This window comes from Nostoc sp. CCY 9925 (genome assembly GCF_963920935.1).
In the GTDB taxonomy this organism is placed as follows: Bacteria; Cyanobacteriota; Cyanobacteriia; order Cyanobacteriales; family Nostocaceae; genus Nostoc.
Map to the genome: position 1 here is coordinate 38112 of NZ_CAWUDO010000031.1, position 24155 is coordinate 62266.

At 41.4% G+C, this 24155-nt stretch carries 27 protein-coding genes; 19 read left to right on the plus strand and 8 right to left on the minus strand.

The window, feature by feature from the left end; genetic code table 11:
* Position 1 precedes the first annotated feature (1 nt).
* A complete protein-coding gene (locus ACM0OY_RS17475) occupies positions 2 to 232 on the minus strand; it encodes a type II toxin-antitoxin system HicB family antitoxin (protein WP_414570112.1) in 231 nt (76 codons plus the stop codon).
* Positions 233 to 237: 5 nt separating this feature from the next.
* Positions 238 to 747 carry a CDP-diacylglycerol--glycerol-3-phosphate 3-phosphatidyltransferase gene (gene pgsA, locus ACM0OY_RS17480; RefSeq protein WP_414570113.1) on the minus strand — a complete coding sequence of 170 codons (510 nt, stop codon included), beginning with the start codon at positions 745 to 747 and terminating at the stop codon, positions 238 to 240.
* A 193-nt stretch (positions 748 to 940) separates the two neighbouring features.
* Here pgsA and ACM0OY_RS17485 point away from each other — a divergent pair, with 193 nt between their 5' ends.
* Positions 941 to 2362, plus strand: coding sequence for an aspartate ammonia-lyase (locus ACM0OY_RS17485; RefSeq protein ID WP_414570114.1), 1422 nt, complete (start codon positions 941 to 943; stop codon positions 2360 to 2362).
* A 126-nt stretch (positions 2363 to 2488) separates the two neighbouring features.
* Positions 2489 to 3460, plus strand: a complete 972-nt coding sequence (locus ACM0OY_RS17490; RefSeq protein WP_414570115.1) for a DUF362 domain-containing protein — start codon at positions 2489 to 2491, stop codon at positions 3458 to 3460.
* Between the two features lie 857 nt (positions 3461 to 4317).
* Here ACM0OY_RS17490 and ACM0OY_RS17495 read toward each other — a convergent pair.
* The 3 genes from ACM0OY_RS17495 to rsmH all read right to left on the minus strand — a co-directional run bounded on the left by ACM0OY_RS17495 (position 4318) and on the right by rsmH (position 6910).
* Complete coding sequence (locus tag ACM0OY_RS17495) at positions 4318 to 5313, minus strand: endonuclease/exonuclease/phosphatase family protein (RefSeq protein WP_414570116.1); 996 nt, start codon at positions 5311 to 5313, stop codon at positions 4318 to 4320.
* 112 nt (positions 5314 to 5425) lie between these two features.
* On the minus strand, positions 5426 to 5914 hold the full coding sequence (locus ACM0OY_RS17500) for a hypothetical protein (RefSeq protein ID WP_414570117.1): 489 nt from the start codon (positions 5912 to 5914) through the stop codon (positions 5426 to 5428).
* A gap of 105 nt (positions 5915 to 6019) precedes the next feature.
* Positions 6020 to 6910 carry a 16S rRNA (cytosine(1402)-N(4))-methyltransferase RsmH gene (gene rsmH, locus ACM0OY_RS17505; protein WP_414570119.1) on the minus strand — a complete coding sequence of 297 codons (891 nt, stop codon included), beginning with the start codon at positions 6908 to 6910 and terminating at the stop codon, positions 6020 to 6022.
* Between the two features lie 306 nt (positions 6911 to 7216).
* Here rsmH and ACM0OY_RS17510 point away from each other — a divergent pair, with 306 nt between their 5' ends.
* The 14 genes from ACM0OY_RS17510 to ACM0OY_RS17575 all read left to right on the plus strand — a co-directional run bounded on the left by ACM0OY_RS17510 (position 7217) and on the right by ACM0OY_RS17575 (position 18642).
* Complete coding sequence (locus ACM0OY_RS17510; protein WP_096536440.1) at positions 7217 to 8401, plus strand: NAD(P)H-quinone oxidoreductase subunit H; 1185 nt, start codon at positions 7217 to 7219, stop codon at positions 8399 to 8401.
* Between the two features lie 286 nt (positions 8402 to 8687).
* On the plus strand, positions 8688 to 10301 hold the full coding sequence (locus ACM0OY_RS17515) for a phospholipase D-like domain-containing protein (RefSeq protein ID WP_414570120.1): 1614 nt from the start codon (positions 8688 to 8690) through the stop codon (positions 10299 to 10301).
* Positions 10298 to 10807, plus strand: a complete 510-nt coding sequence (locus ACM0OY_RS17520) for a hypothetical protein (RefSeq protein ID WP_414570121.1) — start codon at positions 10298 to 10300, stop codon at positions 10805 to 10807. The genes ACM0OY_RS17515 and ACM0OY_RS17520 overlap by 4 nt, the downstream gene beginning before the upstream one ends.
* A 127-nt stretch (positions 10808 to 10934) precedes the next feature.
* Positions 10935 to 11495 (plus strand): Uma2 family endonuclease, encoded by a 561-nt coding sequence (locus ACM0OY_RS17525; RefSeq protein ID WP_414570122.1) that lies wholly within the window; start codon positions 10935 to 10937, stop codon positions 11493 to 11495.
* 652 nt (positions 11496 to 12147) lie between these two features.
* Positions 12148 to 12942 (plus strand): hypothetical protein, encoded by a 795-nt coding sequence (locus tag ACM0OY_RS17530; protein WP_414570123.1) that lies wholly within the window; start codon positions 12148 to 12150, stop codon positions 12940 to 12942.
* An 82-nt stretch (positions 12943 to 13024) separates the two neighbouring features.
* On the plus strand, positions 13025 to 13384 hold the full coding sequence (locus tag ACM0OY_RS17535) for a hypothetical protein (RefSeq protein ID WP_414570124.1): 360 nt from the start codon (positions 13025 to 13027) through the stop codon (positions 13382 to 13384).
* Between the two features lie 96 nt (positions 13385 to 13480).
* Positions 13481 to 13780, plus strand: a complete 300-nt coding sequence (locus ACM0OY_RS17540; protein ID WP_414570125.1) for a hypothetical protein — start codon at positions 13481 to 13483, stop codon at positions 13778 to 13780.
* A gap of 2 nt (positions 13781 to 13782) precedes the next feature.
* Positions 13783 to 14229, plus strand: coding sequence for an HNH endonuclease (locus ACM0OY_RS17545; protein WP_414570126.1), 447 nt, complete (start codon positions 13783 to 13785; stop codon positions 14227 to 14229).
* A gap of 448 nt (positions 14230 to 14677) precedes the next feature.
* The gene (locus ACM0OY_RS17550) at positions 14678 to 15214 is read left to right on the plus strand and encodes a GAF domain-containing protein (protein WP_414570127.1); all 537 of its coding nucleotides are present in this window, start codon (positions 14678 to 14680) and stop codon (positions 15212 to 15214) included.
* An 82-nt stretch (positions 15215 to 15296) separates the two neighbouring features.
* Complete coding sequence (locus tag ACM0OY_RS17555) at positions 15297 to 15686, plus strand: VOC family protein (protein ID WP_414570128.1); 390 nt, start codon at positions 15297 to 15299, stop codon at positions 15684 to 15686.
* Between the two features lie 67 nt (positions 15687 to 15753).
* On the plus strand, positions 15754 to 16041 hold the full coding sequence (locus ACM0OY_RS17560; RefSeq protein WP_414570129.1) for a hypothetical protein: 288 nt from the start codon (positions 15754 to 15756) through the stop codon (positions 16039 to 16041).
* Positions 16041 to 16448, plus strand: a complete 408-nt coding sequence (locus tag ACM0OY_RS17565; protein ID WP_414570130.1) for a type II toxin-antitoxin system VapC family toxin — start codon at positions 16041 to 16043, stop codon at positions 16446 to 16448. The genes ACM0OY_RS17560 and ACM0OY_RS17565 overlap by 1 nt, the downstream gene beginning before the upstream one ends.
* Positions 16445 to 17293, plus strand: coding sequence for an OST-HTH/LOTUS domain-containing protein (locus ACM0OY_RS17570; RefSeq protein WP_414570131.1), 849 nt, complete (start codon positions 16445 to 16447; stop codon positions 17291 to 17293). The genes ACM0OY_RS17565 and ACM0OY_RS17570 overlap by 4 nt, the downstream gene beginning before the upstream one ends.
* A 101-nt stretch (positions 17294 to 17394) precedes the next feature.
* Positions 17395 to 18642 (plus strand): class I SAM-dependent methyltransferase, encoded by a 1248-nt coding sequence (locus ACM0OY_RS17575; protein ID WP_414570132.1) that lies wholly within the window; start codon positions 17395 to 17397, stop codon positions 18640 to 18642.
* A gap of 72 nt (positions 18643 to 18714) precedes the next feature.
* Here ACM0OY_RS17575 and ACM0OY_RS17580 read toward each other — a convergent pair whose 3' ends face one another.
* Positions 18715 to 19059: a hypothetical protein gene (locus tag ACM0OY_RS17580; protein ID WP_414570153.1), complete on the minus strand. Its 345-nt coding sequence runs from the start codon at positions 19057 to 19059 to the stop codon at positions 18715 to 18717.
* On the opposite strand from ACM0OY_RS17580, the gene ACM0OY_RS17585 reads away from it, so the two are divergent.
* Positions 19047 to 19925: an NAD(P)-dependent oxidoreductase gene (locus ACM0OY_RS17585; protein ID WP_414570133.1), complete on the plus strand. Its 879-nt coding sequence runs from the start codon at positions 19047 to 19049 to the stop codon at positions 19923 to 19925. The genes ACM0OY_RS17580 and ACM0OY_RS17585 overlap by 13 nt on opposite strands.
* Before the next feature lie 142 nt (positions 19926 to 20067).
* On the opposite strand, the gene ACM0OY_RS17590 is transcribed toward ACM0OY_RS17585, so the two are convergent.
* On the minus strand, positions 20068 to 22131 hold the full coding sequence (locus ACM0OY_RS17590) for a chromosome segregation ATPase (RefSeq protein ID WP_414570134.1): 2064 nt from the start codon (positions 22129 to 22131) through the stop codon (positions 20068 to 20070).
* Positions 22132 to 22284: 153 nt separating this feature from the next.
* Entirely contained in the window at positions 22285 to 23190 is a 906-nt protein-coding gene (gene hslO / locus ACM0OY_RS17595) for an Hsp33 family molecular chaperone HslO (protein ID WP_414570135.1), read from the minus strand.
* A gap of 243 nt (positions 23191 to 23433) precedes the next feature.
* Between hslO and ACM0OY_RS17600 the strand changes: the two genes are divergently transcribed.
* Positions 23434 to 23820 (plus strand): hypothetical protein, encoded by a 387-nt coding sequence (locus ACM0OY_RS17600; protein ID WP_414570136.1) that lies wholly within the window; start codon positions 23434 to 23436, stop codon positions 23818 to 23820.
* A gap of 133 nt (positions 23821 to 23953) precedes the next feature.
* A complete protein-coding gene (locus tag ACM0OY_RS17605) occupies positions 23954 to 24145 on the plus strand; it encodes a hypothetical protein (protein WP_414570137.1) in 192 nt (63 codons plus the stop codon).
* The last annotated feature ends 10 nt before the right edge of the window (positions 24146 to 24155 follow it).

Here is a 24155-nt window from a genome sequence, read left to right on the forward strand (position 1 = left end):
TTCAGGATGAAATAAACTGGAAGGAAAAGTTTGCAGTCAAAGGTTCTGGCAGCGGTTTTCCTTGTGCTTGGTAATCTTCAATCAAAAGTTCCAACACTTCTTCACCATTATTGAGAGCATCGGCGTAGGTATTTCCATGAGTATGTGCGTAAGGGCCAAACTCAGGCAGCCTGACAATATACTTTTTATCTTCATCAGACCACTGAATTAGAATACTATATTGTCGTTTCATTAGTGCTAGCTAGCTTTTTGTGGTAAGAGATAAATTGCCCCAGATATTAACGTTAAAGCAACAGAAATCCAAAAAGCAATTAAAGATGGAGTTTGCCAAACTTCAGGTAGTGGTGCAATTAAAAGTGCGATCGCCATTATTTGACTCACAGTTTTGAGTTTACCCCAAATGTTCGCCCCGGTAATCGTTGTTTGATTTACCCGCCAACCAGCGATCGCTAATTCCCGCGCTAAAATCAAAAACACTCCCCAAGCCGGCACTTTTCCCAGTTCAATCAACACTAGTAACGGCGCAAGTACCAAAAATTTATCTACCAAAGGATCGAGAAACTTACCTAAATCAGTAATTTGATTGAGTTTCCGCGCTAAATAACCATCTAACCAATCAGTCAGCGCAGCAACAAGAAAAATCGCCAAACATATCCACTTAGCTCGATCTGTGGGATTATATAAACCGTAAAGCAGAAATGGTACACCCAGAAGGCGAGAGAAAGTAATCCAGTTAGGTAGAGTCACGTCGCTTCGCTCCGAATTCAAAATTCAAAATTCAAAATTAATAATCCCCATAAATAAATTTAGTTGCTCTGTTATCAGGAGTCATGGGGAAGACGGGCAGAGGGGATAAACTTACTGCAAGTTCTCCTTGTTTTTCCACTCTTTCCCTAAGCGTGGGAAAATCTGTTTTCTGAAGCTCTCCTAAAACAATACTATGACTCAACACACAGACTCCGAATTTCGCATCGAACGGGATTCAATGGGCGATCGCCAAATTTCTAGTAGCGTTTATTACGGCATTCAAACACTACGGGCAATAGAAAACTTTCCCATCAGCGGCATCAAGCCTCTATCTACTTACGTAGATGCTTGTTTGTTAATAAAAAAAGCTACCGCAATTGTGAATGGAGAACTAAATTGCATTCCCCAAGATATTACTCAGGCGATAGTCGAAGCAAGTGATGAAATCTTAGCTGGGAAGTTGCGCGAACAATTCGTTGTGGATGTTTATCAAGCGGGTGCTGGAACTTCTCACCACATGAATGTTAATGAAGTTCTGGCAAATCGCGCCTTAGAAATTCTTGGCGACGAAAAAGGCAACTATAAACGCATTAGTCCCAATGACCACGTTAACTATGGGCAGTCTACCAATGATGTGATTCCCACAGCAATTAGGATTGGTGGTTTATTGGCACTTTCTCATACATTACACCCAGCTTTAGAAGAAGCGATCGCCGCCTTAGAAAACAAAGCTGTAGAATTTCAAGATATCGTCAAATCTGGCAGAACTCACTTACAAGACGCTGTACCTGTGCGTTTGGGTGAAAATTTTCGGGCTTGGGCGCAAATCCTCACCGAACACCAAAACCGGATTTACACCGCCTCTGGGGATTTGATGGTGCTGGGTTTGGGAGGTAGTGCAGCGGGAACAGGGTTGAATACTCATCCTTTGTATCGCGCCCGTGTTGTAGAAGTTCTCTCGGAATTAATTGATACTCCATTAGAAGCTGCACCCCACCTGATGGCAGCTATGCAAAGTATGGCACCATTTGTCAACGTTTCCGGTGCTTTGCGGAACTTAGCCCAGGATTTAGCCAAAATATCTCATGATTTACGGTTGATGGATTCGGGTCCGAAAACTGGTTTGAAAGAAATTCAACTGCCGCCAGTACAACCAGGTTCCTCGATTATGCCGGGGAAATATAACCCAGTCATGGCAGAGATGACATCAATGGTATGTTTTCAGGTGATGGGTTATGACAATGCGATCGCTCTTGCTGCCCAAGCAGGACAATTAGAATTGAACGTCATGATGCCGTTGATTGCCTATAACTTAATTCACAGCATCGAAATTCTGGGCAACACCATCGCCGCACTTACAGAACGTTGTATCAAAGGAATTACAGCTAACAAAGAACGTTGTTTAGCATACGCTGAAGGCAGTTTAGCTTTAGTAACTGCACTCAATACCCACATAGGTTATTTAAATGCCGCAGCTGTCGCCAAAGAATCTTTAGAAACTGGTAAATCCTTACGAGAAATCGTCCTCGAAAGAGGATTGATGAGTGAGGCAGACTTAGCCACAGTATTAAATCTAGAACAGATGAGTGCTATCTTACCCATTAAGACAGAATAATGGGTATGGGGCATGGGGCATTGAGAGTGCTGAGTTAAGAGTTATTCTCCTCATCTCCCCCAGTCCCAGTCCCCAGCGATACACTGAGCTTGTCGAAGTGTCCCCAGTCCCTAATCCCTATCTACTATGCAGAGTCAAAAACCATCTGTCAGCTTGATTCGGGCTACTTCCTACGAACGAGAGGCTTTACGAGAATCTCTAGTCACACTCCTGGAACCTTTTGGAGGAATGGCAGCATTTGTTAAAAGAGGCGATAGCGTTTTACTCAAACCTAATCTGCTCACAGGTGCGCGTCCTGGTAAAGAGTGTATCACCCGTGCGGAACTAGTTTATGTAGTTGCTCAAATGGTAATTGAAGTTGGCGGGAAGCCATTTTTGGGTGATAGTCCGGCTTTTGGTAGCGCCAAGGGAGTAGCAGTGGCAAATGGCTATCTGCCTATTTTAGAAGAACTCAATCTTGCGATCGTCGATTTTCACGGCCAGCGTTACCAAACTGTCAGCGATAATTTTAACCACCTGCGGCTGTCTAAAGAAGCGATGGAAGCAGATGTGGTGATTAACCTACCTAAAGTCAAATCCCATGCCCAGTTGACGTTAACGCTAGGCGTGAAAAACTTGTTTGGTTGCGTCCCCGGTAAAATGAAAGCTTGGTGGCACATGGAAGCCGGAAAAGACGCCAACAGATTTGCCCAAATGTTAGTAGAAACTGCCAGGGCAATTAACCCTAACTTAACCATCTTAGATGGCATCATCGGTCATGAAGGTAACGGCCCTAGTAACGGTGAACCTCGCCAACTGGACATTCTAGCAGCTGCGTCAGATATATTTGCCCTAGATCGAGCAATGGTGGAAATTCTCAACGTTCCTCCTGAACAAGTGCCCACAGTTGCAGCTTCCCAAAGATTAGGAGTTTGTCCAGAACTTGCTGCCATAGAGTTTCCAAATTTAAATCCTGATTTATTAAAAATAGAAGATTGGCGGCTACCAGACAAGTTAATGCCCATTGATTTTGGTATGCCCCGTGTCATTAGATCTACGTTTAAGCATCTTTACACCCGGTTTATCAAGGAACCAATGAGTGTTTACGCAAAGAATTAAGGAGTGGGGAGGTGGGGAGATGGGGGGGAGAACTTGCACCAAGTCTTTCTCTTTCTCGCCAATTCCCCTTGTTTTGCGATCCTCTTGGCAATGCCCCATACTTCGGCTCCCTTCTCTACGAGACGCACTCGCGTTCGCTACTTCGGCTACGCTCAGCACAAGTCAGGACAAGCCCCTCAGCACAAGTCAGCGCAAGTCGCTCAGTAGAAGTGCCCCATTTAAAAGTGCAAACTTCGTTACAGCAATTTCATTTATTAGCAAAGTAATCTGTAATTACCCTCCGATTGCTTAACCAAACCGTCCTAGTTACTATAGTGGCGGTTTTTTTAGTTGGTTAATTTTTTTATAAAAATCTTTCATACATAACAGATTACCAAGAACTAAATTATTCAGTAGACCTCTTGGATAAATCGAAAATAAGAACCCCACCCCGCCAAAGCTACGCTTTGTCTCCCCTCCCCTTAGCAAGGGCAGGGATTGGGGGTGGGGTGTTAGGCAATACGGTTCGGATAAGCAATATGAACTTTCCTTGTGGTCTGGGAAAAGGTTAATGGTTCGACAAGCTCACCAACCGGGTAATGGGTAAAGGATGTATTTAAAACCTTTCCCCTTTCCCCTTTCCCCTTTAACCGAACCGTATTGGGGTGTTAGGGACTTTTGCAACAGGTCTAGTCTTGTGGGGTGGACGTTCTCGCCCGCCCATAACTGAGGGCAGATAAGATGTCCACCCCACAAGAAGAATTTGATGTTTTTTGATTTGAAAATCCCTACAGTTGATAAATATTCTGTTGACAAAATGACAATTGGCAAATGACCAATGACAATAAAATGTGCATCAAAATTGAACATTAACGTAGCTACAAATCAAAAATTGCAATGATTGGCGCATGGTCTGAACCTGGTTTTCCTTGTCTTAAGTTGGGGTCATCATTAACAGAAGATAAAGTATCCCTACTATCGATATAGCTGTCTACTTTGGGCAACTTGCGCGGCTTCCCAGGTAACAGTTCTTGACTAACAAAAATATGATCTATTAACTCCTTGTTGTTCTGATAAATACGCGAGTATCGTCTTTTTTCATCAATCAAAGGAGCTAAATTAAATAGTCTGGTATCATCTCCTTCGTCTAACAAATTAAAGCCGCGTGTATTAATCTCGCTACCACTTGGCCCATGAAGAATCTGAGTAGTAGCAGCAGATGGTACATCATTCAGATCTCCTAGAACAATCAGACCTTGGTTGGCATTATTTTCTAATAACTTATTTGCTTTAACACGCAATGCAACTGCTTCTGCTGTTCGCTTTATAAGTGCTAAGCCAGCAACTAGACTACGCTCATTTTCATCTTTGGGAGCAAATCGGGGATTATTGTTTGTTGAAGTAAAAGTTAACAATTTAGACTTGAAGTGTGCATTGATAATATGAATAGAAATATCTTCTTGAGGTTTGACAAGAATTCGCAAAGCACCTCGGCCCATGCGATTAACTTCAGTTGAATTTCCTTCTGTGTCTTGAGTAATGAGTTTGGAAAAGCCACCTTCAGGAAAATTTATTATATCTTCGTGTTCGGCGATCGCTAATTTTGAAAGAAACCCAACTCTAATTCCGCGAGGGTCTGGAAATGCAGATAAACATGTATGAGGATAGCGCCCCTCTAACAGTCCTAATAATTCTGCAAATGCTTGCATATCTCCAATTTCTTGAACAGCTAGCACATCAGGATCGAGAGTTAGAATTACACTAGCTAAGCTATTCAATTTTTGTGTGTATTCTGCTTCGGTTTTGGGACTAAAACTACTACCCAAAGAAAATAGATTTTCTACGTTCCAAGTCATGACCTTAAATGTAGCCATACTTGCTCCAAATATATATAGATAAATTTTAGCATTGAGCTATTTGCACAAAGTCATCTTACAGCAAGTTGAATTTTTTGATGGTTAATATTTACTAAATTTCAAAAAATCATTAATTCAGCTTGCCTAAAGTACTCGATATTTCCTGTTTTTTCAGCCAGTATTTTAATTTTTCAAAGCTTGTATTAATTGGTTTGATAGACTCTTCTGTGATTGTTTTATGTTTAACTGCTCTTTGCAATTCTTGTGAGATATAATTATATTGTTGGTCAAAGATTGATTTATTTTTAGACTTCAGAGATTCTATCAAATGTTTCAAATTAATGTCCAACTCTTCTATTTTGTTTTTTGGCAGTCGGGATGTTATCAGTTTTAGAAGGTTTTTTATTTCGGTCTTTTCATCTAAACTTGAGCTTTCATCTGTTAAAAACCGACCGGAAATTTTTACCTGAATACCATCATCCAACTGTATTTGGTATTGTTGTTGAAAATTGAAATCACCAGTTACATGGGCAATTACTTTACCATGCCGATTGCAGTTTTCTCCTTTTTCAGTCACAACCACGCGATCGCCGTTGTCAAAATAATCCTTTGTCATCATTAGAGTACTTGAGTTGAACTACAAAAAAACTACATCGCCATACTTGGCGATTCCAGATCAACTCAATAACTCTAATTTTGCTAAGCTATACGGTTTAGTATGTGCCTACTCCTCTTTCCTCTCGGCTATCCTCAACTTTGCAGAACGCGATCGCGGATTCTGACTAATTTCCTCTTCAACAGCAATAATTGGCTTTTTTGTCAATACTTTTAATAAAGGTGAATTTCTCAAACTATGTTTCACCAAACGGTCTTCTAGGCTGTGAAAACTGATAATCGCAATTTTCCCACCAGGAACAAGGGCCTTTGGTGCTTTATCCAAAAAAGTTTCTAAAGATTTTAGCTCATCGTTGACGACAATTCGCAGAGCTTGAAAAACACGGGTAGCGGGGTGAATTCTACCATAACGGTATTTAGGGGGAACACAAAGTGCGATCGCTTGGGCCAACTCAACAGTCGTGTGAAACGGACGCCGTTCGATGATGCGTCTAGCAATACGCCGTGATAATCTCTCTTCACCGTACTGAAAGAAAATGTTGGCTAATTCGGCTTCATCCCAATTATTAATCACATCAGCAGCAGTTAGCGATCGCCCGCGATCCATTCGCATATCCAAACTCCCGGACTGGCGAAAGCTAAAACCCCTCTCTGGCTGGTCTAAATGGTAAGAACTCACCCCCAAATCGGCGACAATACCATCGAAAGTGTTAGGGGGAAATTCATAGGCAGCAAAATTGCGATGAATAAATTGTAGGCGATGGCTAAATTCAGCTAGATTCTTCTGTGCCGCTGCTAAAGCATCTTCATCTTGGTCAACTGCTGTTACCCGCACATCTGGTGCAGCTTCTAAAATCAGCCGACTGTGACCGCCACCGCCTACCGTGACATCTAAATAATGCCCGCCGGGACGCACCGCCAGATTTTCAATTACCTCCCGACCCAACACTGGCACATGAAAAAATTCCTGCGCCTCAAGTCCCTGATATCCAGCTTCCATATAATAGTTGAAGAAGTGCAACAAAATGAAACATCAAGTAAAACCCCTGCTCTGTCACCCCCTCTCAAACATACCCCTGTATGGGCAATAGATTCTAAAAGTATTGCCTCTAATAGTCTGTCAAATTGAAATTGACAGTTTGGAGTTGATGTCAGGACATAGAATTTTCATTCTCCGCGTCCCCGCGTCTCCCCATCCCCGCGTCAATTCTTGATAGACCTTGGCATGAGAGACAAGATAAATTGGGTCTAGTTGGCATCTTGGCGGTTCGATTCAAAATTGTCACAACGGGAGAACACTAAATCTATGACCAGAATAGAAACCCGCACTGAACCGATGGTGCTAAATATGGGGCCACATCACCCCTCAATGCACGGGGTTCTGCGGCTAATTGTCACCTTGGATGGCGAGGATGTCGTTGACTGTGAACCAGTCATTGGCTACTTGCACCGGGGAATGGAAAAAATTGCTGAGAACCGCACGAACGTTATGTACGTCCCCTATGTTAGTCGCTGGGACTACGCTGCGGGAATGTTCAACGAAGCCGTCACCGTCAATGCCCCCGAAAAATTAGCAGGTGTAGCTGTCCCCAAACGCGCTAGTTACATTCGCGTCATCATGCTGGAGTTAAACCGCATCGCTAATCACTTGCTGTGGTTTGGCCCTTTCCTCGCTGACGTTGGCGCTCAAACTCCCTTCTTTTACCAATTCCGGGAACGGGAGATGATTTATGATTTGTGGGAAGCCGCCACAGGTTATCGGATGGTAAATAATAATTACTTCCGCGTCGGTGGCGTGGCAGTTGATTTGCCTTATGGTTGGGTAGATAAGTGTGTGGAATTCTGCGATTACTTAATACCCAAAATTGATGAATACGAACGCTTGGTAACAGATAATCCCATCTTCCGGCGACGTGTTGAAGGTATCGGCACTATTACTCGTGAAGAAGCAATTAACTGGGGACTTTCTGGGCCAATGTTACGCGCATCTGGCGTCAAATGGGATTTGCGGAAAGTTGACCATTACGAATGCTACGACGATTTCGATTGGGACGTGCAATGGGAAACAGCCGGTGATTGCTTTGCCCGTTACGTGGTGCGGATGCGGGAAATGCGCGAATCTGTGAAGATTATTCGCCAAGCAATTAAAGGACTTCCTGGCGGTCCTTACGAAAATCTCGAAGCCAAGCGCTTAGCCGCAGGTAAAAAATCTGAGTGGGACGCCTTTGATTATCAGTACATCGGTAAAAAAGTTTCCCCCACCTTCAAAATTCCCAAGGGTGAAATCTACGCCCGAGTAGAAAGTGGCAAAGGTGAACTCGGAATTTATCTGGTAGGCGATGATAACGTCTTCCCTGCACGCTGGAAAATTCGCGCTGCTGACTTCAACAACCTCCAAATTCTCCCGCATTTACTTCGGGGTATGAAAGTTGCAGATATTGTAGTCATTCTCGGTAGTATTGACGTAATCATGGGTTCTGTAGATAGGTAGAAAATATCTATCTAAATAGTTTTTTAGAGCAGTTGTATTACAGTGCAACTGCTCTATTTTTTTATAATTTTTGAAGACGCGATAAATCGCCGTCTTTACGAAGGAGTGATTCTTGTAGAGACGGCGATTTATCGCGTCTCTTGTCTAAGATTTATCGCGTCTGTTGTCTTAACCGAACAGTAAATATTTTGTTCATCTATTTATCCAGCCTAATCCTTCACTAACCTGGCTGGAAATATTTTTTACTCATATAACATAAGTACGAAATATTTATGAGTTTTAAATAATGCCCCGCATTTTTGACAACATTGATTTACAACTGCTGCCAATTTTACGAGAAACTCTCAAAGTCTCTTATCGCGCAGACTTTTGCGTTGGCTACTTTAACCTCAGAGGTTGGCGAAGAATTGATGACTTAATCGAACAGTATGTTGGTGGTGAAAATGCTTGTTGTCGTTTGCTAATTGGGATGCAAAGCTTACCCAGTGATGAAGTTCATGCAGCGTTTAGCTTTATTAGTGGTGATGGAAGGATTGACAATAGTGCCATCGTCCGGTTTAAAAAACGCATGGCGGCGGAATTTCGTCAGCAATTAACTATTGGTGCGCCGACTAATCAGGATGAAGCGGGGTTGCGGCGGTTAAGTCATCAGTTAAAAAGTCAGAAAGTAATTATTAAACTGTTTTTGCGTCATTCTCTCCACGCCAAGTTATATCTTGTGCATCGCAATGACCCCAACACGCCAATTGTGGGATTTTTGGGTAGTAGTAATTTAACCCTTCCCGGATTGGCTAAACAAGGGGAGTTGAATGTTGATATTTTAGACCACGATGCTTGCAATAAACTGCAAAAGTGGTTTAGCGATCGCTGGCAAGATTATGGTTGTGTAGATATTTCTCAAGAATTAGCAGAAATTATCGATCGCAGTTGGGCTAGAGATGAGCTAGTTTCGCCTTACTACATCTACCTGAAGATAGCTTACCACTTATCCCATGAAGCGATCGCAGGACTTTCAGAATTTCGTATCCCCCGCGAATTTAATAACTTATTTAATTTCCAAAAAGCCGCCGTGCAGCTAGCAGCACGTCATGTAACTAGGCGTGGTGGCGTATTAGTGGGTGATGTGGTCGGTTTGGGCAAAACTTTAGTTGGAACCGCCCTTGCCAAGATATTACAAGAAGATTGTTATTTAGAAACACTGATTATTTGCCCAAAAAACCTAGTTTCAATGTGGCAAGAATATAAAGATAACTATCGGTTACTTGCCGAAATTATGCCAATTAGTCAAGTACAAAATAAATTACCAACACTGCGGCGTTACCGAGTTGTGTTAATTGATGAAAGTCATAATTTACGTAACCGCGAAGGTAAACGTTATCGAACAATAATAGAATATATTGGAGCTAACGAAAGTAAATGTATTTTATTATCTGCAACTCCTTACAATAAAAGTTATCTTGACCTTTCTGCCCAACTGCGGCTATTTGTGCCAGAAGACCAAGATTTAGGATTAAGACCAGAAGCTTTAATTAATGAACTGGGTGGCAGTTCGGTAGGAGAATTAGAGTTTATTAGAAAGCATCAATGTTCCGTCCGTTCTTTAGCGGCTTTTGAGAAAAGCGAACATCCTGATGATTGGCGAGAATTGATGAAGCGTTACATGGTGCGACGCACTCGCTCATTTATTAAAGAAAATTATGCCCACACAGATGAAACAGGGCGGAAATATTTAGAATTTTCTGATGGGAGACGTTCTTATTTTCCCCAGCGTGTGCCTCGTAGTCTCAAGTTTCCTTTAGAAGGTTCTAGCACAGGCTTTTATGCTCGTCTTTACTCTGAGTTAGTAGTAGAAGTCATTAATCAACTAAATTTACCGCGTTATGAGTATTGCTTTATATGAAAACCACCGAGGGAAATGATTCTTTAATTTATGTTGACCGCGATGGGAATAGCGTTACTCAATCACAATTAGCAGTTCTTCGAGTAGCGGCATGTGAAGAATCTACTCCAGCGATACCTAGAGACAAACAGCATCATGAGTTAGTAAAAAAGGGTGCTGAATTGATTGCTGAAGAAGAAAAAAATGCAGGCGGTCAATTAGGGCGACCATCAGGTGCTAGGTTCCGCAGTTATGAACGACTGAAAAGTTATGTTCAAGAGATGAAAGGAACACTATTTGTTAGTGAAGAACTTTTAAAAGCAATTGATGAAATTTACCGTTATCCTTTGCGACAGTCAGCTATTGATACTCTCAACCGTCAACTGAGAAGCGGTATTAATAATCAGCAGTTAGCTGAGTTAGTAGTGGCGTTACGGATGGATGACCGTTTATGTATTGTCACAGAAGAACTAGAAAAGCGAGAACCTCAAATTATTTGTTCGCTGGGATTATTTTGTAATTCGTAATTTCTCATTAAGGCAATAGACCTGATAAATCGCTGTTTATACAATAATTACCCCTTTGTAGAGACGGCGATTCATCGCGTCTTTGTTATATTTAAATATATATTTAACTATTTTAGGAGTAATTTTTATGGTTATATTATCATCTAATATTTCTTTAACAGAGTTTCTGCAATTACCAGAAACCAAACCAGCTAGCGAATATATTGATGCAAATATCTACCAAAAACCAATGCCGCAGGGAAAACATAGCAGAATCCAAACTCGCTTATCAACGGAGATTAATCACGTAAGCGAACCTGAGCAAATGGCTTTAGCATTAACTGAATTACGCTGCACATTTGGAGGACGTTCTTTAGTTCCAGATATTGCTGTGTTTGAGTGGTCACGGCTTGTTGTTGATGAATCTGGAGAAATTGCCAATAAATTTGAAACTTATCCAGATTGGATAATTGAAATTCTATCACCTGACCAATTTCCTAACCGTGTGATTGATAAAATTATTTTCTGTATTAATCATGGGACAAAATTAGGTTGGTTTATTGACTCTAATGATAAATCGGTGGTGATATTTCAACCTAATAAATTGCCAGAAGTAAAGTATAATAATGATAAATTGACTGTTCTTAATGTATTAGCAGATTGGCAAATTACGCCAGTAGATATATTTAGTTGGTTAAAGGTTAAATAGTAAGACTGTTCGGTTAAGACAAGAGACGCGATAAATCGCCGTCTCTACAAAGGACTGATTATTGTAAAGATGGCGATTTATCGCGTCTTTGGGAACTTGTGAAAAACACCTAAATTAGAAAGGAAACTGGGGTTTGAATAAGTCAAAGCTGCTTTTGCTTGCGGAAAACACCAAAATGAGTAAGTCAAATCACCTTTTGAGTAAGTCAAAGCTGCTTTTGCTTGCGGAAAACACCAAAATGAGTAAGTCAAATCACCTTTTGAATAAGTCAAAGCTGCTTTTGCTTGCGGAAAACACCAAAATGAATAAGTCAAATCACCTTTTGAGTAAGTCAAAGCTTATTTTGATTAAGCATTTCAGTATTTTGAGAAAGTAATCGGGCATTTTTATAAAGCAATTAGGCGTTTTGATAAAGTAATCAGCAAATATACCTGACAATTAAAAATCACGCTTGTACAAAGCGGTAATATCGCTGAACTCACATTTGATATAAAGGATTTATAAAGTATCAAAAGCATGGTTAAAAATTTAACTTCTATAAAAAGAGTTTCTTCAAGTCCGCCAGCGCAGACTTAATTTTTAAAGCCACAGATTTATTTTCTGAATGGCAAAATTACCATGCCTTGTTTTTCTTTTCCAAGCATGGTAATTTATGTCTCTGAATTTTCAACGAACCCGCGATTTACTTAATAACTTTCAATTTAGTGATTTATTTATAGAAGAGTTAGGCTGGTCTAAACCTTCCAGACAAAAACCTGTAACTTTAAAAATTGAGAACAACACCTATCAATACCAGAAGATTGCTGAACTTTCAGGCGTTGCAATCTTTGAAGTCACCGCAGCAGATGGGAACATACCAGAGGCTAAAGTTAGAAATGATATTCATAAAGAAATTACTAAACTTATAGCTGAAAATCTCCTAATTTTTATTACCGAAGAACGCACGCGTAGTCTTTGGTATTGGGTGAAACGAGAAGGAATTAAAAGTTACGTTCGTGACCATTTATATGTGAAAGGTCAACCAGGAGACTTATTTTTAAGCAAGCTTGGTTCTTTAGTTATTGATATTACTGAATTAGAACACGGTGAACCGACGGTTGTCGAAATTGCTTATAAGCTACAACGCGGTTTTGATGTTGAACCAGTAACTAAGAAATTTTACAAGGAATTTCAGGAACAACACCAGAAGTTTTTGCTGTTTGTTAAAGGAATTGATAACGAGACAGATAAACGTTGGTACACATCGGTAATTCTCAACCGTCTGATGTTTGTTTATTTTCTCCAGCGTAAGGGTTTTATTGATAATAAAGATTTAAATTATCTGCAAAATAAGCTAGAACAAAGCAAACAAAAAGCTGAAAATCATTTTTATGACGAATTTCTCAAGGCTTTGTTTTTTGAAAGCTTTGCTAAACCTGAGATTGAACGCGATTTATTTAAAGCATGATGAATTACTATTTATTTGTTCTTTACTTAATAGTTTTATCTGTGACTTTGCAGTTCGTCAAAAAGTTACATCTCATTGTAATATGTTCTATGTCTACCAACTACCCGTCCCACGTTTAACAAAAAACGATCGCAACTTCAATGATATTGTACAACGCGCCGCCAAACTCATCTGCACCACACCAGAATTTGACGAACTCGCGCAAGAAGTCGGTTTAGGTTCCCATCAACAAGGCGTTACCGACGAAACAGAACGCGCCAAACTCCGCGCTGAACTCGATGGAATGGTAGCACACCTTTACGGTTTAACCGAAGATGAATTTAGCTACATCCTCACTACCTTTCCCATTGTGAATGCAACAGTTAAAGAAGCAGCATTAGAAGCTTACCGTAACTTTGCCCCAATGTTTGCAAACTCAAAAATAGAACTTACGCAAAAGTAGACGCTGTAGAAGCGATTTATGATATTACTGTATTAAAGAATCTCAATATAGTCCAATAACTACCAGCAATGCCTGTCTAACCATAAATTCAAGAGCATGTTGACTTGGCGGCTCAGTGCTAACATGGCCTTCGTTGACCACCATCCTCAATTAATGGTGATACCCATGAAAGAATTAATGAAACAGCCTTCATCTTGGCTACCAAATGGAATAAAACTTAATCTTTCTGATCAATTTCGTCCTTTTTCTTTTACTGAAGAGTTACAATTTCGTTTAGAAGAACTATTAGAAAAAAATAAAGAAAATTTACTCAATCCAGATGAACAAGCAGAATTAGCTGGTTTATTGGAGTTAGAAAAAATCTTCAGTTTTATCAACGCTAAACTTGCTTCTTAATTGTGGTACTCAACAATTTTGTTCGTTTAAATGTCCGTAAAAGGGCAAAATACTTGTGTGAATATTGTCACTCTCCAGAACGATCAAATGCAACACCCTTTACCATTGATCACATTATTCCTCAATCTTTAGGGGGATCAGACGATCTCAATAATTTGGCTTTAGCTTGTCATCGCTGTAATCAAAGACGGTATAATTTTACAACCGCAATTGATCCAGAAACACAAACAGAAGTTGCATTATTTAATCCAAGAAATCAAAATTGGTCAGATCATTTTATCTGGACAGAAAATAAGTTAAAGATCATTGGTACAACTCCTATAGGTCGTGCAACTTGCAGTCGTTTTGATTTTAATGATCAAGACCACGATGATGGGTTTATTCTAAATTCCCGTCAACTTTGGTTAACAGCAGGTTGGCATCCACCTATTGGCGATCTATGTCAATAATAAAAGAAACAGCATTGTTAGTTTAACGTAACTTTATCTCAATATTTGAAAACTCAGAATTAGTCTGTAGTTAGTCTCTTGTTCCCATCCAAAGCATAAAAACGAGGATTACTAACAGCGTGAAAAATATCTGTAGCTATGAATACAAACTGACTTGTTACATTACAGTATGAAGTATATTTATTGCCTCAAGTTATAGAAAAAGTAAACATATTATTTGTAAATTTACAATATTCTTAATTTTAAATTTATAATGTTGGATTTTCTCTAGTGATAATTAAAAAACGAGTTTCTTAATAATTTCTTTTAAATTCACCGCATAGGCTAATTAGTATTGTGTCCTGTTAAAATTGAATTGCTGCTATCAATCCAAGGAAGTATTTAACTAGAGGTCTGATAAATTACTATATAAAACCGACAGTATATACTTAGTCCTAATTGTAAAACCGTGCAAATTCATCCTCACTCAGAATTTCACCAGAGCCGCGATCGCCGTGAACAGGGTTTGCAAAATTTGCTCGATCGCCTTGTCATAAAAATACAGCGTGATGAGTTAGTCCGGCAAACAACCAATGAACTCAGAGAATTGCTCCAAGTTGATCGAGTAGTGTTGTATTATTTTTATGGTCAGTGGCAAGGACAGGTAACTTTTGAATCTTTGAGTTCTCAAGAATTGTCAATACTTGGTTCCACTGGGCCAGATAATTGTTTTAACGATGAATATGCTGCTTTATACTTAGCAGGACGAGTAAAAGCCATCGCTGATATTGAATCAGAACCAATGGAGTCTTGTCATCGAGATTTTCTCCGGAGTATGGAAGTCCGCGCCAACCTAGTTGTACCAATTTTGATACCTAGAGGATTATGGGGATTGTTAGTAGCGCATCACTGCCAAGGGCCTCATTATTGGTCACCATTAGATATGGAAATGATGCAAACAGCAGCGCAAACTCTAGCAATAGACCATAATATTCTCGAAAGTTAAGCCACTGTGCATTCAAATCGCATACAGTTAAGTAGCAAAGATATTCACTAGCACTGATTCTTCTAAATAAGGAGAAAAAACTGTGAAATTTGGTTACACGGTAATCTGGGTGGACGATGTAGTTAAGACCGTTGAGTTTTACGAAAAAGCATTTGGTCTGGTTCGTCGCACCCTCAAGGATCATGGACAGTTTATCTGGGCTGAAATCGAAACCGGAAACACTACATTGGCTTTCTCTTCCACTAGTGAAGCACAGAAATTATTTCCCGGTGGCTTTCATCCCAACGACGCTACACAACCGCCGGCATTAATCCAAATATCATTCATCACTCCTGATGTTGGCGGCGCTTACATGAAAGCCATAGGAGCAGGAGCAAAACCACTAGATCCCCCGAAAACCCAACCTTGGGGACAAACAATAGCTCGCGTCCGCGACCTTAATGGCGTGCTGGTTTCCTTGGTGAGTGGATAGCATTGATTAGGGCATAAAACAAGCAAAGCTATAATTACCGTAGCCTCTAGCCACGTTGCATACTTTTATGACTCACCTTCTGACACTGGAACTGAACGAGGAAATTTTCACAGCAATTCAGCGACAAGCTAAGGCGATTGGCGTTCCTCCTGAACAACTAGCTGCAACGTTTCTAGAGCAACAGTTTGGACAAGTTTTTAAATTGTTGTTGTCTGAAGCAGAAAAGGAGAAAGCACGAGCCAGATTTGAACGGCATTTTGGTGCACTTAATCTTGACCATACCACTGATTTTAACAATGAGAGCATTGATACAGATTTGGTAAGAGAATATGGTAGTAACCACGAGGAACGTTAATGCTCCTTGATACCTCTGGGTTACTTTGTCTGCACTATTCAACTGAGCCTTTGCATACTGAGGCTAGTGCTGCCTATAAGAGAGCAACAATGCGATTAACCCACAGCTATGTGATTGCTGAGTACGTTGCGTTAGCCACTGCAAGGCGTTTTCCGCGTTCATCTGTTCTTGCTTTTGTGGTTGACTTGCTGGATAACCCAGACATAGAAACGGTTTGGGTGGATGAACTATTGCACCGGACAGCAGTCGATCTCCTAATGCAGCGGGAGGATAAAACTTACTCTCTATGTGATGCACTCAGCTTTATACTGATGCGCCAGCGTGGGATTACAGAAGCATTATCTACCTCGCCACTTCGAGCAAGAAGGGTTTATTCGCTTACTCCGACCAGCATAACACCAGAATGAATAGTGAGCTTCCAGAGTTAGTCAATGAAGTCCTAAGAAAAATAGGACGAAATATATTGATGTTTCAGCAAATCGAGAAAGGCTTGAAACTGCTTCTTCCATATATACACTCAGATGCTAGTACAAAGGGTATCAATAGCTTTCGGAAGTACAGAGAAACAGCTAAGTTAAAGACTCTAGGACATTTAATAAATGCCTTTATTGAGTCTGTAAATTACGACATTATTGACTCTGTGGACTATAGCACTATTGAGTCTGCGGATTATAACCCTGATTACTTTGCCGATAAATTAAGAGAGATGGTTGCCGAGCGGAACAAACTAGTCCATCACTTTGGTGGGTCGGAAGGTTTGCATATCTTGGAGAATCAAGAAGGTTGTAGAACTTGCATTACCGATTTAGAATCACAGTACCAAGAGGCAATTTCATTTTATAAAGAGATAACACCTTTTGTATTTAGTGTGCTTGTCTGTCTTCGAGAAAATGATGCCGAATCTAACCCAAAAATAGAAATTTTATATAAGCGATTAAAGGCAGATATTACTTCTTCTGGCGTTGAGTATATAAATCTGAACAATCCGTCGGATACAGCATGGGAAAATACAAAAATTGTAAAATTACTGCGTTTAGCCGAAACAAATACAGACAAAATAGGTGATATGACTTTGCTAGCAAGAGCGGGAGAATTTATTAAGATTCAAGATCCTGAATGCACGCCTAAAAAGTATGGAATTAAGACACTAAAAGGTGTTTTAAAAGCTTGTGATTTATTTGAAATTACCGAAATTAAAAACGGAGAGCATAATAGCGTATTTATTTTATATAAAAGTAAACTTACGCATTAACGAATAGCTGCAATAAATAACATTTCAATTTTTAAACTTCGGTTAAATTGATTGTGTTGTTGGCAAGTATTTATTTTCTTTAATCCTCAATATCAAATTCTATGAATTCTAATCCTTTGCTGTGTGCAGCGATCGCTCATCATGTTACCACCAGTCCGCAACAGCGAATTACTTTCGCCGAATTCATGGACATGGCGCTATACCACCCCGAACACGGCTACTATTCCAGCGATGCTGTGAAAATTGGCTTTCAAGGTGGTGATTTTTTCACTTCTCCCAACCTCAGCGCTGACTTTGGCGAATTACTAGCAGAACAATTTTTGCAAATGTGGGAAATTTTAGGGCGACCTGTAACCTTTTCTCTGGTAGAAATGGGAGCAGGTCAAGGACTGCTGGCATTGCATATCCTCAAGTATTACCAGCTACAATACCCAGATTTTTTTACTGCTCTGGAGTATGTAATTGTTGAAAAGTCGCCAACTTTAAGGCAAGAACAGCAACAACGCTTACAAGATTTGCCTGTGCGTTGGTGCAATCTGGAGGATATCCCATCAAATGCGATCGTGGGCTGTTTTTTTTCTAATGAGTTAGTCGATGCCTTCCCAGTCCATCAATTCACTTTAGAAAACGGGGAACTGCAAGAAATTTATCTGACAACACAGGGAGATGAAACAGACGCGGAGAGTGGGAGACGCGGGGACGCGGTGAAAGAATTCTCCATGTCCCCGCGTTCCCCTGTCCCCGTGTCTTCTACACCATTTATAGAAATCGCAGCAGAACCCTCCACGCCCCAACTAGCCGAGTATTTCGACTTAGTGGGAATCGATTTAACCTCCGGTGCATACCCAGATGGTTACCGCAGTGAAATTAATTTAGCTGCTCTGGACTGGTTGAGTATAGTAGCAGACCGCTTGCAGCGCGGCTATGTGCTAACAATTGATTATGGCTACCCTGCCACTCGTTACTATAATCCCAGGCGATCGCAAGGAACGCTACAGTGCTATTACCACCACCGTTTCCATGACAACCCTTATATCAATATCGGACGACAAGATATCACTGCCCATGTTGACTTTACAGCTTTGGAATGCTGGGGCGATCGCTGCGGTTTAAAAAACGTTGGTTTTATCCAGCAAGGATTATTTTTGATGGCATTGGGATTAGGAGAACGAATTGCTGCTGTTTCCTATCAAAAGCAACCCCTCTCGCAATTACTACAGCGACGGGAAGCACTACATCAGCTTTTAGATCCCACTGGACTGGGTGGTTTTGGAGTCTTAATTCAGAGCAAAAATCTGGAAAAAACAGAAATTTCTCAACCACTAAAAGGATTGACCGTGCCAGAGTAAACCTAAATTTGAAAAGTTAAAACTCTATTTAAGAATGCAGTATTAGTTTTATTTGGACTAGCATAGCAGTGATTACTGTAAAGTTAAACACAATTGGAAAGTAACAATTATGTCAGCCCATGACCTATTAATGCTAGTAACACTACTTACCCCAGGTATTTTGCTTTCAGTTTTGATTATGGTGACTTTTGCCGCCGGTGGGTAAAGCGATCGCTGTTTACTGATAACACTGCTATCTTGCAATATTCTTAATAACTCGGTAGGCATTGCCAATACAAAATAAGGAATATTAGGCAATGTCCACCCAACAAAAATTGCGATCGAGTAACTGATGCAAGATGTAAAAATAACTACACAAGTTTTACGAAGAACTAGGCCTACGCTGTACCAAAAGGAACGTAAAAATGAAGGTGGCATTTCTGGGAACTGGACTGATGGGACTACCAATGGCTCAAAGGTTATTAGCCGCAGATATACAGCTAGTTGCCTATAATCGCACCCCAGAAAAATTAGCACCACTACAAGCATCTGGGGCTGAAATTGCCACACACGCCCGCCACGCCATTAGTGCTGCTGAGTGCGTAATCCTCATGCTTACTAATGCCCCAGCGATTTATAATGTCTTGCTTTCAGATAGAGCTTCGCAAACTCTCAACGGGCGCACTATCATCCAAATGGGAACAATTACTCCCACAGAAAGCCAGGAAATTAGAGATGCGGTTGTTGCAGGAGGTGGTGAATATTTAGAAGCACCCGTGTTAGGAAGTATCCCTGAAGCAAAGGCTGGCAAGTTGATTGTTATGGTAGGCGCCCAGCCAGAACAATATCAACGCCACTTGGAGTTACTCCAACATTTTGGGACAGAACCTTTACTTGTAGGTCCTGTGGGAACTGCGGCAGGGCTGAAATTGGCGCTCAATCAATTAATAGCTTCCCTAACAACTAGCTTTGGTTTAAGTCTGGCTTTTGTTCAGCGTCAGGGCGTCGATGTGGATGTATTTATGCAAATCTTGCGCCACAGTTCACTTTATGCGCCTATCTTTGACAAAAAACTGCAACGGATGTTGGATAGTAATCATGCCAATCCCGATTTTCCCACAAAACACTTGCTCAAAGATACAGAATTGTTTATCTCGGAAGCAAAATCTTTGAGTTTAGATCTCAGCAGCATTAAAGGAGTACGACAAATATTGCAAACAGCTGTGAAAATGTCATTTGCTGAAGATGATTATTCGTCACTATTTGCTGTCATTAAAGAATGGGGAGAAGCGATCGGTGATTGAGTACTGGGTATTCTAAGCTTTAATGTGTTCAGGTGCGTTATGGACGTTTGTCCTAACGCACCAAAAATATGGAATGATGCCCTACGCTCAGAAATAACACACCCTAAAATGTTTTTGAATAATTACCCGAAAATATAGACAATCACTGAACAATAATAGTCGTTGATGGCGACGGTTCTGGAGACTCTAGCGGAGGCGAAGGTTCCGGTTGAGGATTGAGAAATTCCTGCCAAGTCCTAATTTGGTCTTGTGCTGCATTGTAAGCAGAACTACCGCGTGGAATGGACTTAGCAATCTGAATTCCTCTGCCAATATCAGACTGACCCTGAGAACGCGCTATGTCTAATAATTGCTGACTCCATTGATCGATGGCGAGATTGGCATCCATGCGTAAGATGCTATTATTTGAAACCCGATCGGCTAACCGTATTGCCTCAACCAAAGCTTCTGGCGTACCAGCCGCCGCCGTTTCCTGGGCTTTTCTCCAGTTTTCTCTGGTGCGGATTTGCCCTTGCCAATCATCAACAGCAGCTTGCGCTTCGCCAGCAAGCGCCCTTCCCGACGATGCAATTTGTTGAGCTGCACTGATGGCAGCAGGGAGATTTCCACTCAAAGCCAGTTCTCGTGCTTGATCTAAGTAGGGTTGGTCTTCGATTCGCTGAATTTTTCCTGCCCAAGTGCGAATTTTTCTACGTGCTTCTGGATATAATGCACGACCTCTACGGATTTGGCTAGCTTGGTCGATGGCAGCTTGCAATGAGTTAATATCATCAAATATTGCTATCTGTTCGGCGCGTTCCAAGTAAGGTTGGTCTTCAATTGTTTCTACTTGGGCACGCCAACGACCCATTTCTTCCCTAGCTTCTGTACCTCTGGGGTTACTAGCAGGGATGAGTTGCACTTGGGCGATCGCTGCTGTTAAATTATTGACTGTTCCTTGGCTAGCCAATACTCTCGCTTTTTCCAGATGGGCAACATCTTCGATTTCCAACTGCCAACGAGCAATTAACTGTTGTGCTTCTTCATATACTGGTCTTGAAGGATCGATTTGTTGTGCTTGGGCGATCGCAGCTTCTAAACCAGAAATATTACCTAACCAAGCACTTCTTTGAGCGTCAGCTATGGCGATAAAGTCATCTGTTTCGGCTTGTAGCTTGGCACTTTCGGGAATTTGTCTAGCAATATCCAGTGCTTCATCGGCATCTCGCTTATCTAACTTCGCCTGTGCCAACTCCAGCATTTTACGCCCAAAAGCCGGAACCGCCTCCTGAGCTTTTTGGTAAAGGTAACTTTCCTGGCCGATGGACTCGGCTAGCTTGATAGCCTCTAGTAAATTATCAACAACTCGGCTTTTTGCTAAAATTTCGGCTTTTCCTAACTTATCACCATCTTCGCGGGCTGTGGCGACGAGTTTATTCAATTGGTCGTATTTAGTACTTGCCCAGTATTGATTGTCTATGCGTAACATTCTGGCAGAGAGCATGAACGCTGATTGCCAGCGTCGTTCCCGAACTTCGGCGATCGCATTGTTATAAATGCCTTCTGCCTTCGACCAAGTTGTTTGCCATTTGTCGACTTGCTCATCTACTAATTTATAAGCCGCCAGGTCTTGCGGTATCTTACGAGCAGTAGCGATCGCTTCTTCTAAATTCCCTGTTTGGAAACTCCCATCGGCTAACTGCAAAATATCCCGCGACCATTCTTCTGTAAAACGATTAATTTCTGCATGTAACGGGTGATTTTCTGGTAATTCATTCACCAGAGCGATCGCTTGCAGCAGGTCATTCACCGTATTTTTAGAAGCTGCCAATTGAGCGCAGTGCAACCGCACCGAAGCACTAGCTAGAGGCCAGAAAATCGATGGGCAATTAGGGGCAGCTGGTAACTTCAGCAACATTGCTGTTGCTAAAAATGCTACGCTGCCAGGAATCAAAGTTAGCAGTAACGACCAGAATATCCAACTTCTCATCCAGCGTGGCAATTTCCAAGAACTTTTACTGGCTTGAGTAGTTTCTTCTGAATGACTATCTTTGCCAACGGAATTGTTTTTTTTTCGCCGCTTCACTGACTTAAAGCTAGAACCATTACCTGGGACATCAACTGGTTGAGTTTCACCGAATTGTTCTGTTCGGGATAATCTCGGATTTTGATCTGGCTCTCTTGCTCTGGCTCCTGACCAACTGTCTGGAATATCCCGCTCTGTCATTTCTCACACCAAAATAATTGAATAGCTTTCTGTTTTAAATCGATAATTCCATTGTTGCCATAGTAACTTTCTCATGATTAAAAAGCTACTTTTTTGAGTATCTCTCTCCACAGATACCATTAAAACTCTCAAACTTCAGTGCCGTTTTTTACTTTATCCGGAAATAGTAGATTCAGCTTGCAAATCGGCAATTAGCTGAGCTAAGTGATCGCTACTTGCCTGATAAACGCTGCCGCAAAAATCGCAAGTTGCTTCGGCACCATCATCTTTAATAATCATATCTTGGAGTTCGGCTTCTCCCAAAATTTTGAGTGCCCCCAAAACGCGATCGAAAGAACAACCGCAGTGGAAGCGGAGCATTTGCCTTTCGGGAAAGATTACTAGCCCCATATCTCCTAGCAAATCGTTAAATATTTCAGGTAACGTTTTCCCAGCTTGCAGCAATGGGGTAAAACCTGCTAGAGCAGCCACCCGTGATTCTAGCTTTTCTACCAGGGCTTCATCTCTTGCAGCTTTGGGTAACACTTGTACCAGTAATCCTCCAGCCGCCGTAACTCCAGCTGCTCCCACAAACACACCCAAAACTAAAGCAGAAGGAGTTTGTTCGGAATTCACCAGATAATGAGCAACATCATCACCAATTTCTCCAGAAACTAGTTCTACAGTACTAGAGTAAGGGTAACCATAACCGACATCCCGAACAACATAGAGGAAGCCATTACCCACTGCACCGCCAACATCTAGCTTACCTTTAGGATTGGGAGGCAATTCCACAGATGGATTCGCCACATACCCACGTACTGTCCCATCTAGACCTGCATCTACCAAAATGCCACCCAAAGGTCCATCACCCTTGATTCGGACATTGATCCTCGACCCAGTTCGCTTCATGCTAGAAGCCATCAACAAACCCGCCGCCATAGTCCGTCCTAGTGCTGCCGTTGCTACATAGGAAAGCTTATGCCGCCCTCGTGCTTCTTCTGTTAAACGCGTGGTGATTACGCCTACCGCACGAATCCCACCTTCGGCTGCTGTTGCACGAATTAACTGATCCGCCATGAATAACCTTACATTTCTTAACAAGTCCACCTTTCTATTCTAAGTTCTGTGCTGCTAGAAAACTAATGTCGTAGGGTGCTAAGCAAATCAAATAAACGTTTGTCATTGGTCATCGCACAAACAGAAAAAAAGAGATTTTACGAGTCACTTTCAAAGGGCTAACCTAATGACCAATGACTAATAGCAAAAACTATTTGCAATATTAGAGATAGCGATGTCTCACCTATAGGTAATCCTGAAAAAATGCTGGGTAATTTTCAACAAAGCCAACTGCGAATCGAAATCGAAGCACCAACAGATGCAATTCATGACAGTTTAGTGCATCCGGCGCAACTAGCAAAATGGCTTGTAGGGCAACGCTTTGCACCAGGTATGCCAGAAGAATTGCTTCCTGGATTTGAGTTTACTACCTGGACTGGACCAGTCGCCATTCATCATCAAGTAGATGTTGTAAAATCCAATTGCCTCCGCTTGCTGCTGTCGGGAGGCATTGACGGCTTTCACGAATGGTATTGGGGAGAAGGTTGGGTGCAGTCCCGCTTGGAAGGAATCTCAGTTTTGCCCTTGAATTTGGGTCAAACCCTGAGTTTGTTGAGCTTGCGTCAATTTTTAGCAACTCAAAGAAGTTGAATTAACTGGTTGTATGAGGGACTGGGCATTGCGGATTAGGGATTGGTGATTCTCCCTGTGCCCAGTTTTATTTGTGCTTTGGGGAAGAGTGCGATCGCGACCTTATTCTCAAGCCCAATTGTAAAGCACCGCAATGACTGGCGATCGGAGGCGTTATATTAAACAGATAGCATCTGCTCAGCTGTTAGTTTTAACTCTGGAAAAATTTGAGAATGAGGTTCAACGGTTATCAACACTAACTCTCCATCCACAAGTTTATAGAGGTTGTCCGTATCGCCATCATATTTTAGGTATTCGTCAAATGTTAGTTTTCAGGTGGTTATAGTCATTGCTTG

Excerpts from the sequence above, each read along its gene's own strand:
- ACM0OY_RS17475 (WP_414570112.1), bottom strand. The coding sequence starts at position 232 with ATGAAACGACAATATAGTATTCTAATTCAGTGGTCTGATGAAGATAAA.
- ACM0OY_RS17485 (WP_414570114.1), top strand. The coding sequence starts at position 941 with ATGACTCAACACACAGACTCCGAATTTCGCATCGAACGGGATTCAATG.
- ACM0OY_RS17490 (WP_414570115.1), top strand. The coding sequence starts at position 2,489 with ATGCAGAGTCAAAAACCATCTGTCAGCTTGATTCGGGCTACTTCCTAC.
- ACM0OY_RS17495 (WP_414570116.1), bottom strand. The coding sequence starts at position 5,313 with ATGGCTACATTTAAGGTCATGACTTGGAACGTAGAAAATCTATTTTCT.
- ACM0OY_RS17500 (WP_414570117.1), bottom strand. The coding sequence starts at position 5,914 with ATGATGACAAAGGATTATTTTGACAACGGCGATCGCGTGGTTGTGACT.
- rsmH (WP_414570119.1), bottom strand. The coding sequence starts at position 6,910 with ATGGAAGCTGGATATCAGGGACTTGAGGCGCAGGAATTTTTTCATGTG.
- ACM0OY_RS17510 (WP_096536440.1), top strand. The coding sequence starts at position 7,217 with ATGACCAGAATAGAAACCCGCACTGAACCGATGGTGCTAAATATGGGG.
- ACM0OY_RS17515 (WP_414570120.1), top strand. The coding sequence starts at position 8,688 with ATGCCCCGCATTTTTGACAACATTGATTTACAACTGCTGCCAATTTTA.
- ACM0OY_RS17520 (WP_414570121.1), top strand. The coding sequence starts at position 10,298 with ATGAAAACCACCGAGGGAAATGATTCTTTAATTTATGTTGACCGCGAT.
- ACM0OY_RS17525 (WP_414570122.1), top strand. The coding sequence starts at position 10,935 with ATGGTTATATTATCATCTAATATTTCTTTAACAGAGTTTCTGCAATTA.
- ACM0OY_RS17530 (WP_414570123.1), top strand. The coding sequence starts at position 12,148 with ATGTCTCTGAATTTTCAACGAACCCGCGATTTACTTAATAACTTTCAA.
- ACM0OY_RS17535 (WP_414570124.1), top strand. The coding sequence starts at position 13,025 with ATGTTCTATGTCTACCAACTACCCGTCCCACGTTTAACAAAAAACGAT.
- ACM0OY_RS17540 (WP_414570125.1), top strand. The coding sequence starts at position 13,481 with ATGTTGACTTGGCGGCTCAGTGCTAACATGGCCTTCGTTGACCACCAT.
- ACM0OY_RS17560 (WP_414570129.1), top strand. The coding sequence starts at position 15,754 with ATGACTCACCTTCTGACACTGGAACTGAACGAGGAAATTTTCACAGCA.
- ACM0OY_RS17565 (WP_414570130.1), top strand. The coding sequence starts at position 16,041 with ATGCTCCTTGATACCTCTGGGTTACTTTGTCTGCACTATTCAACTGAG.
- ACM0OY_RS17570 (WP_414570131.1), top strand. The coding sequence starts at position 16,445 with ATGAATAGTGAGCTTCCAGAGTTAGTCAATGAAGTCCTAAGAAAAATA.
- ACM0OY_RS17575 (WP_414570132.1), top strand. The coding sequence starts at position 17,395 with ATGAATTCTAATCCTTTGCTGTGTGCAGCGATCGCTCATCATGTTACC.
- ACM0OY_RS17585 (WP_414570133.1), top strand. The coding sequence starts at position 19,047 with ATGAAGGTGGCATTTCTGGGAACTGGACTGATGGGACTACCAATGGCT.
- ACM0OY_RS17580 (WP_414570153.1), bottom strand. The coding sequence starts at position 19,059 with ATGCCACCTTCATTTTTACGTTCCTTTTGGTACAGCGTAGGCCTAGTT.
- ACM0OY_RS17590 (WP_414570134.1), bottom strand. The coding sequence starts at position 22,131 with ATGACAGAGCGGGATATTCCAGACAGTTGGTCAGGAGCCAGAGCAAGA.
- hslO (WP_414570135.1), bottom strand. The coding sequence starts at position 23,190 with ATGGCGGATCAGTTAATTCGTGCAACAGCAGCCGAAGGTGGGATTCGT.
- ACM0OY_RS17600 (WP_414570136.1), top strand. The coding sequence starts at position 23,434 with ATGCTGGGTAATTTTCAACAAAGCCAACTGCGAATCGAAATCGAAGCA.
- ACM0OY_RS17605 (WP_414570137.1), top strand. The coding sequence starts at position 23,954 with ATGACTGGCGATCGGAGGCGTTATATTAAACAGATAGCATCTGCTCAG.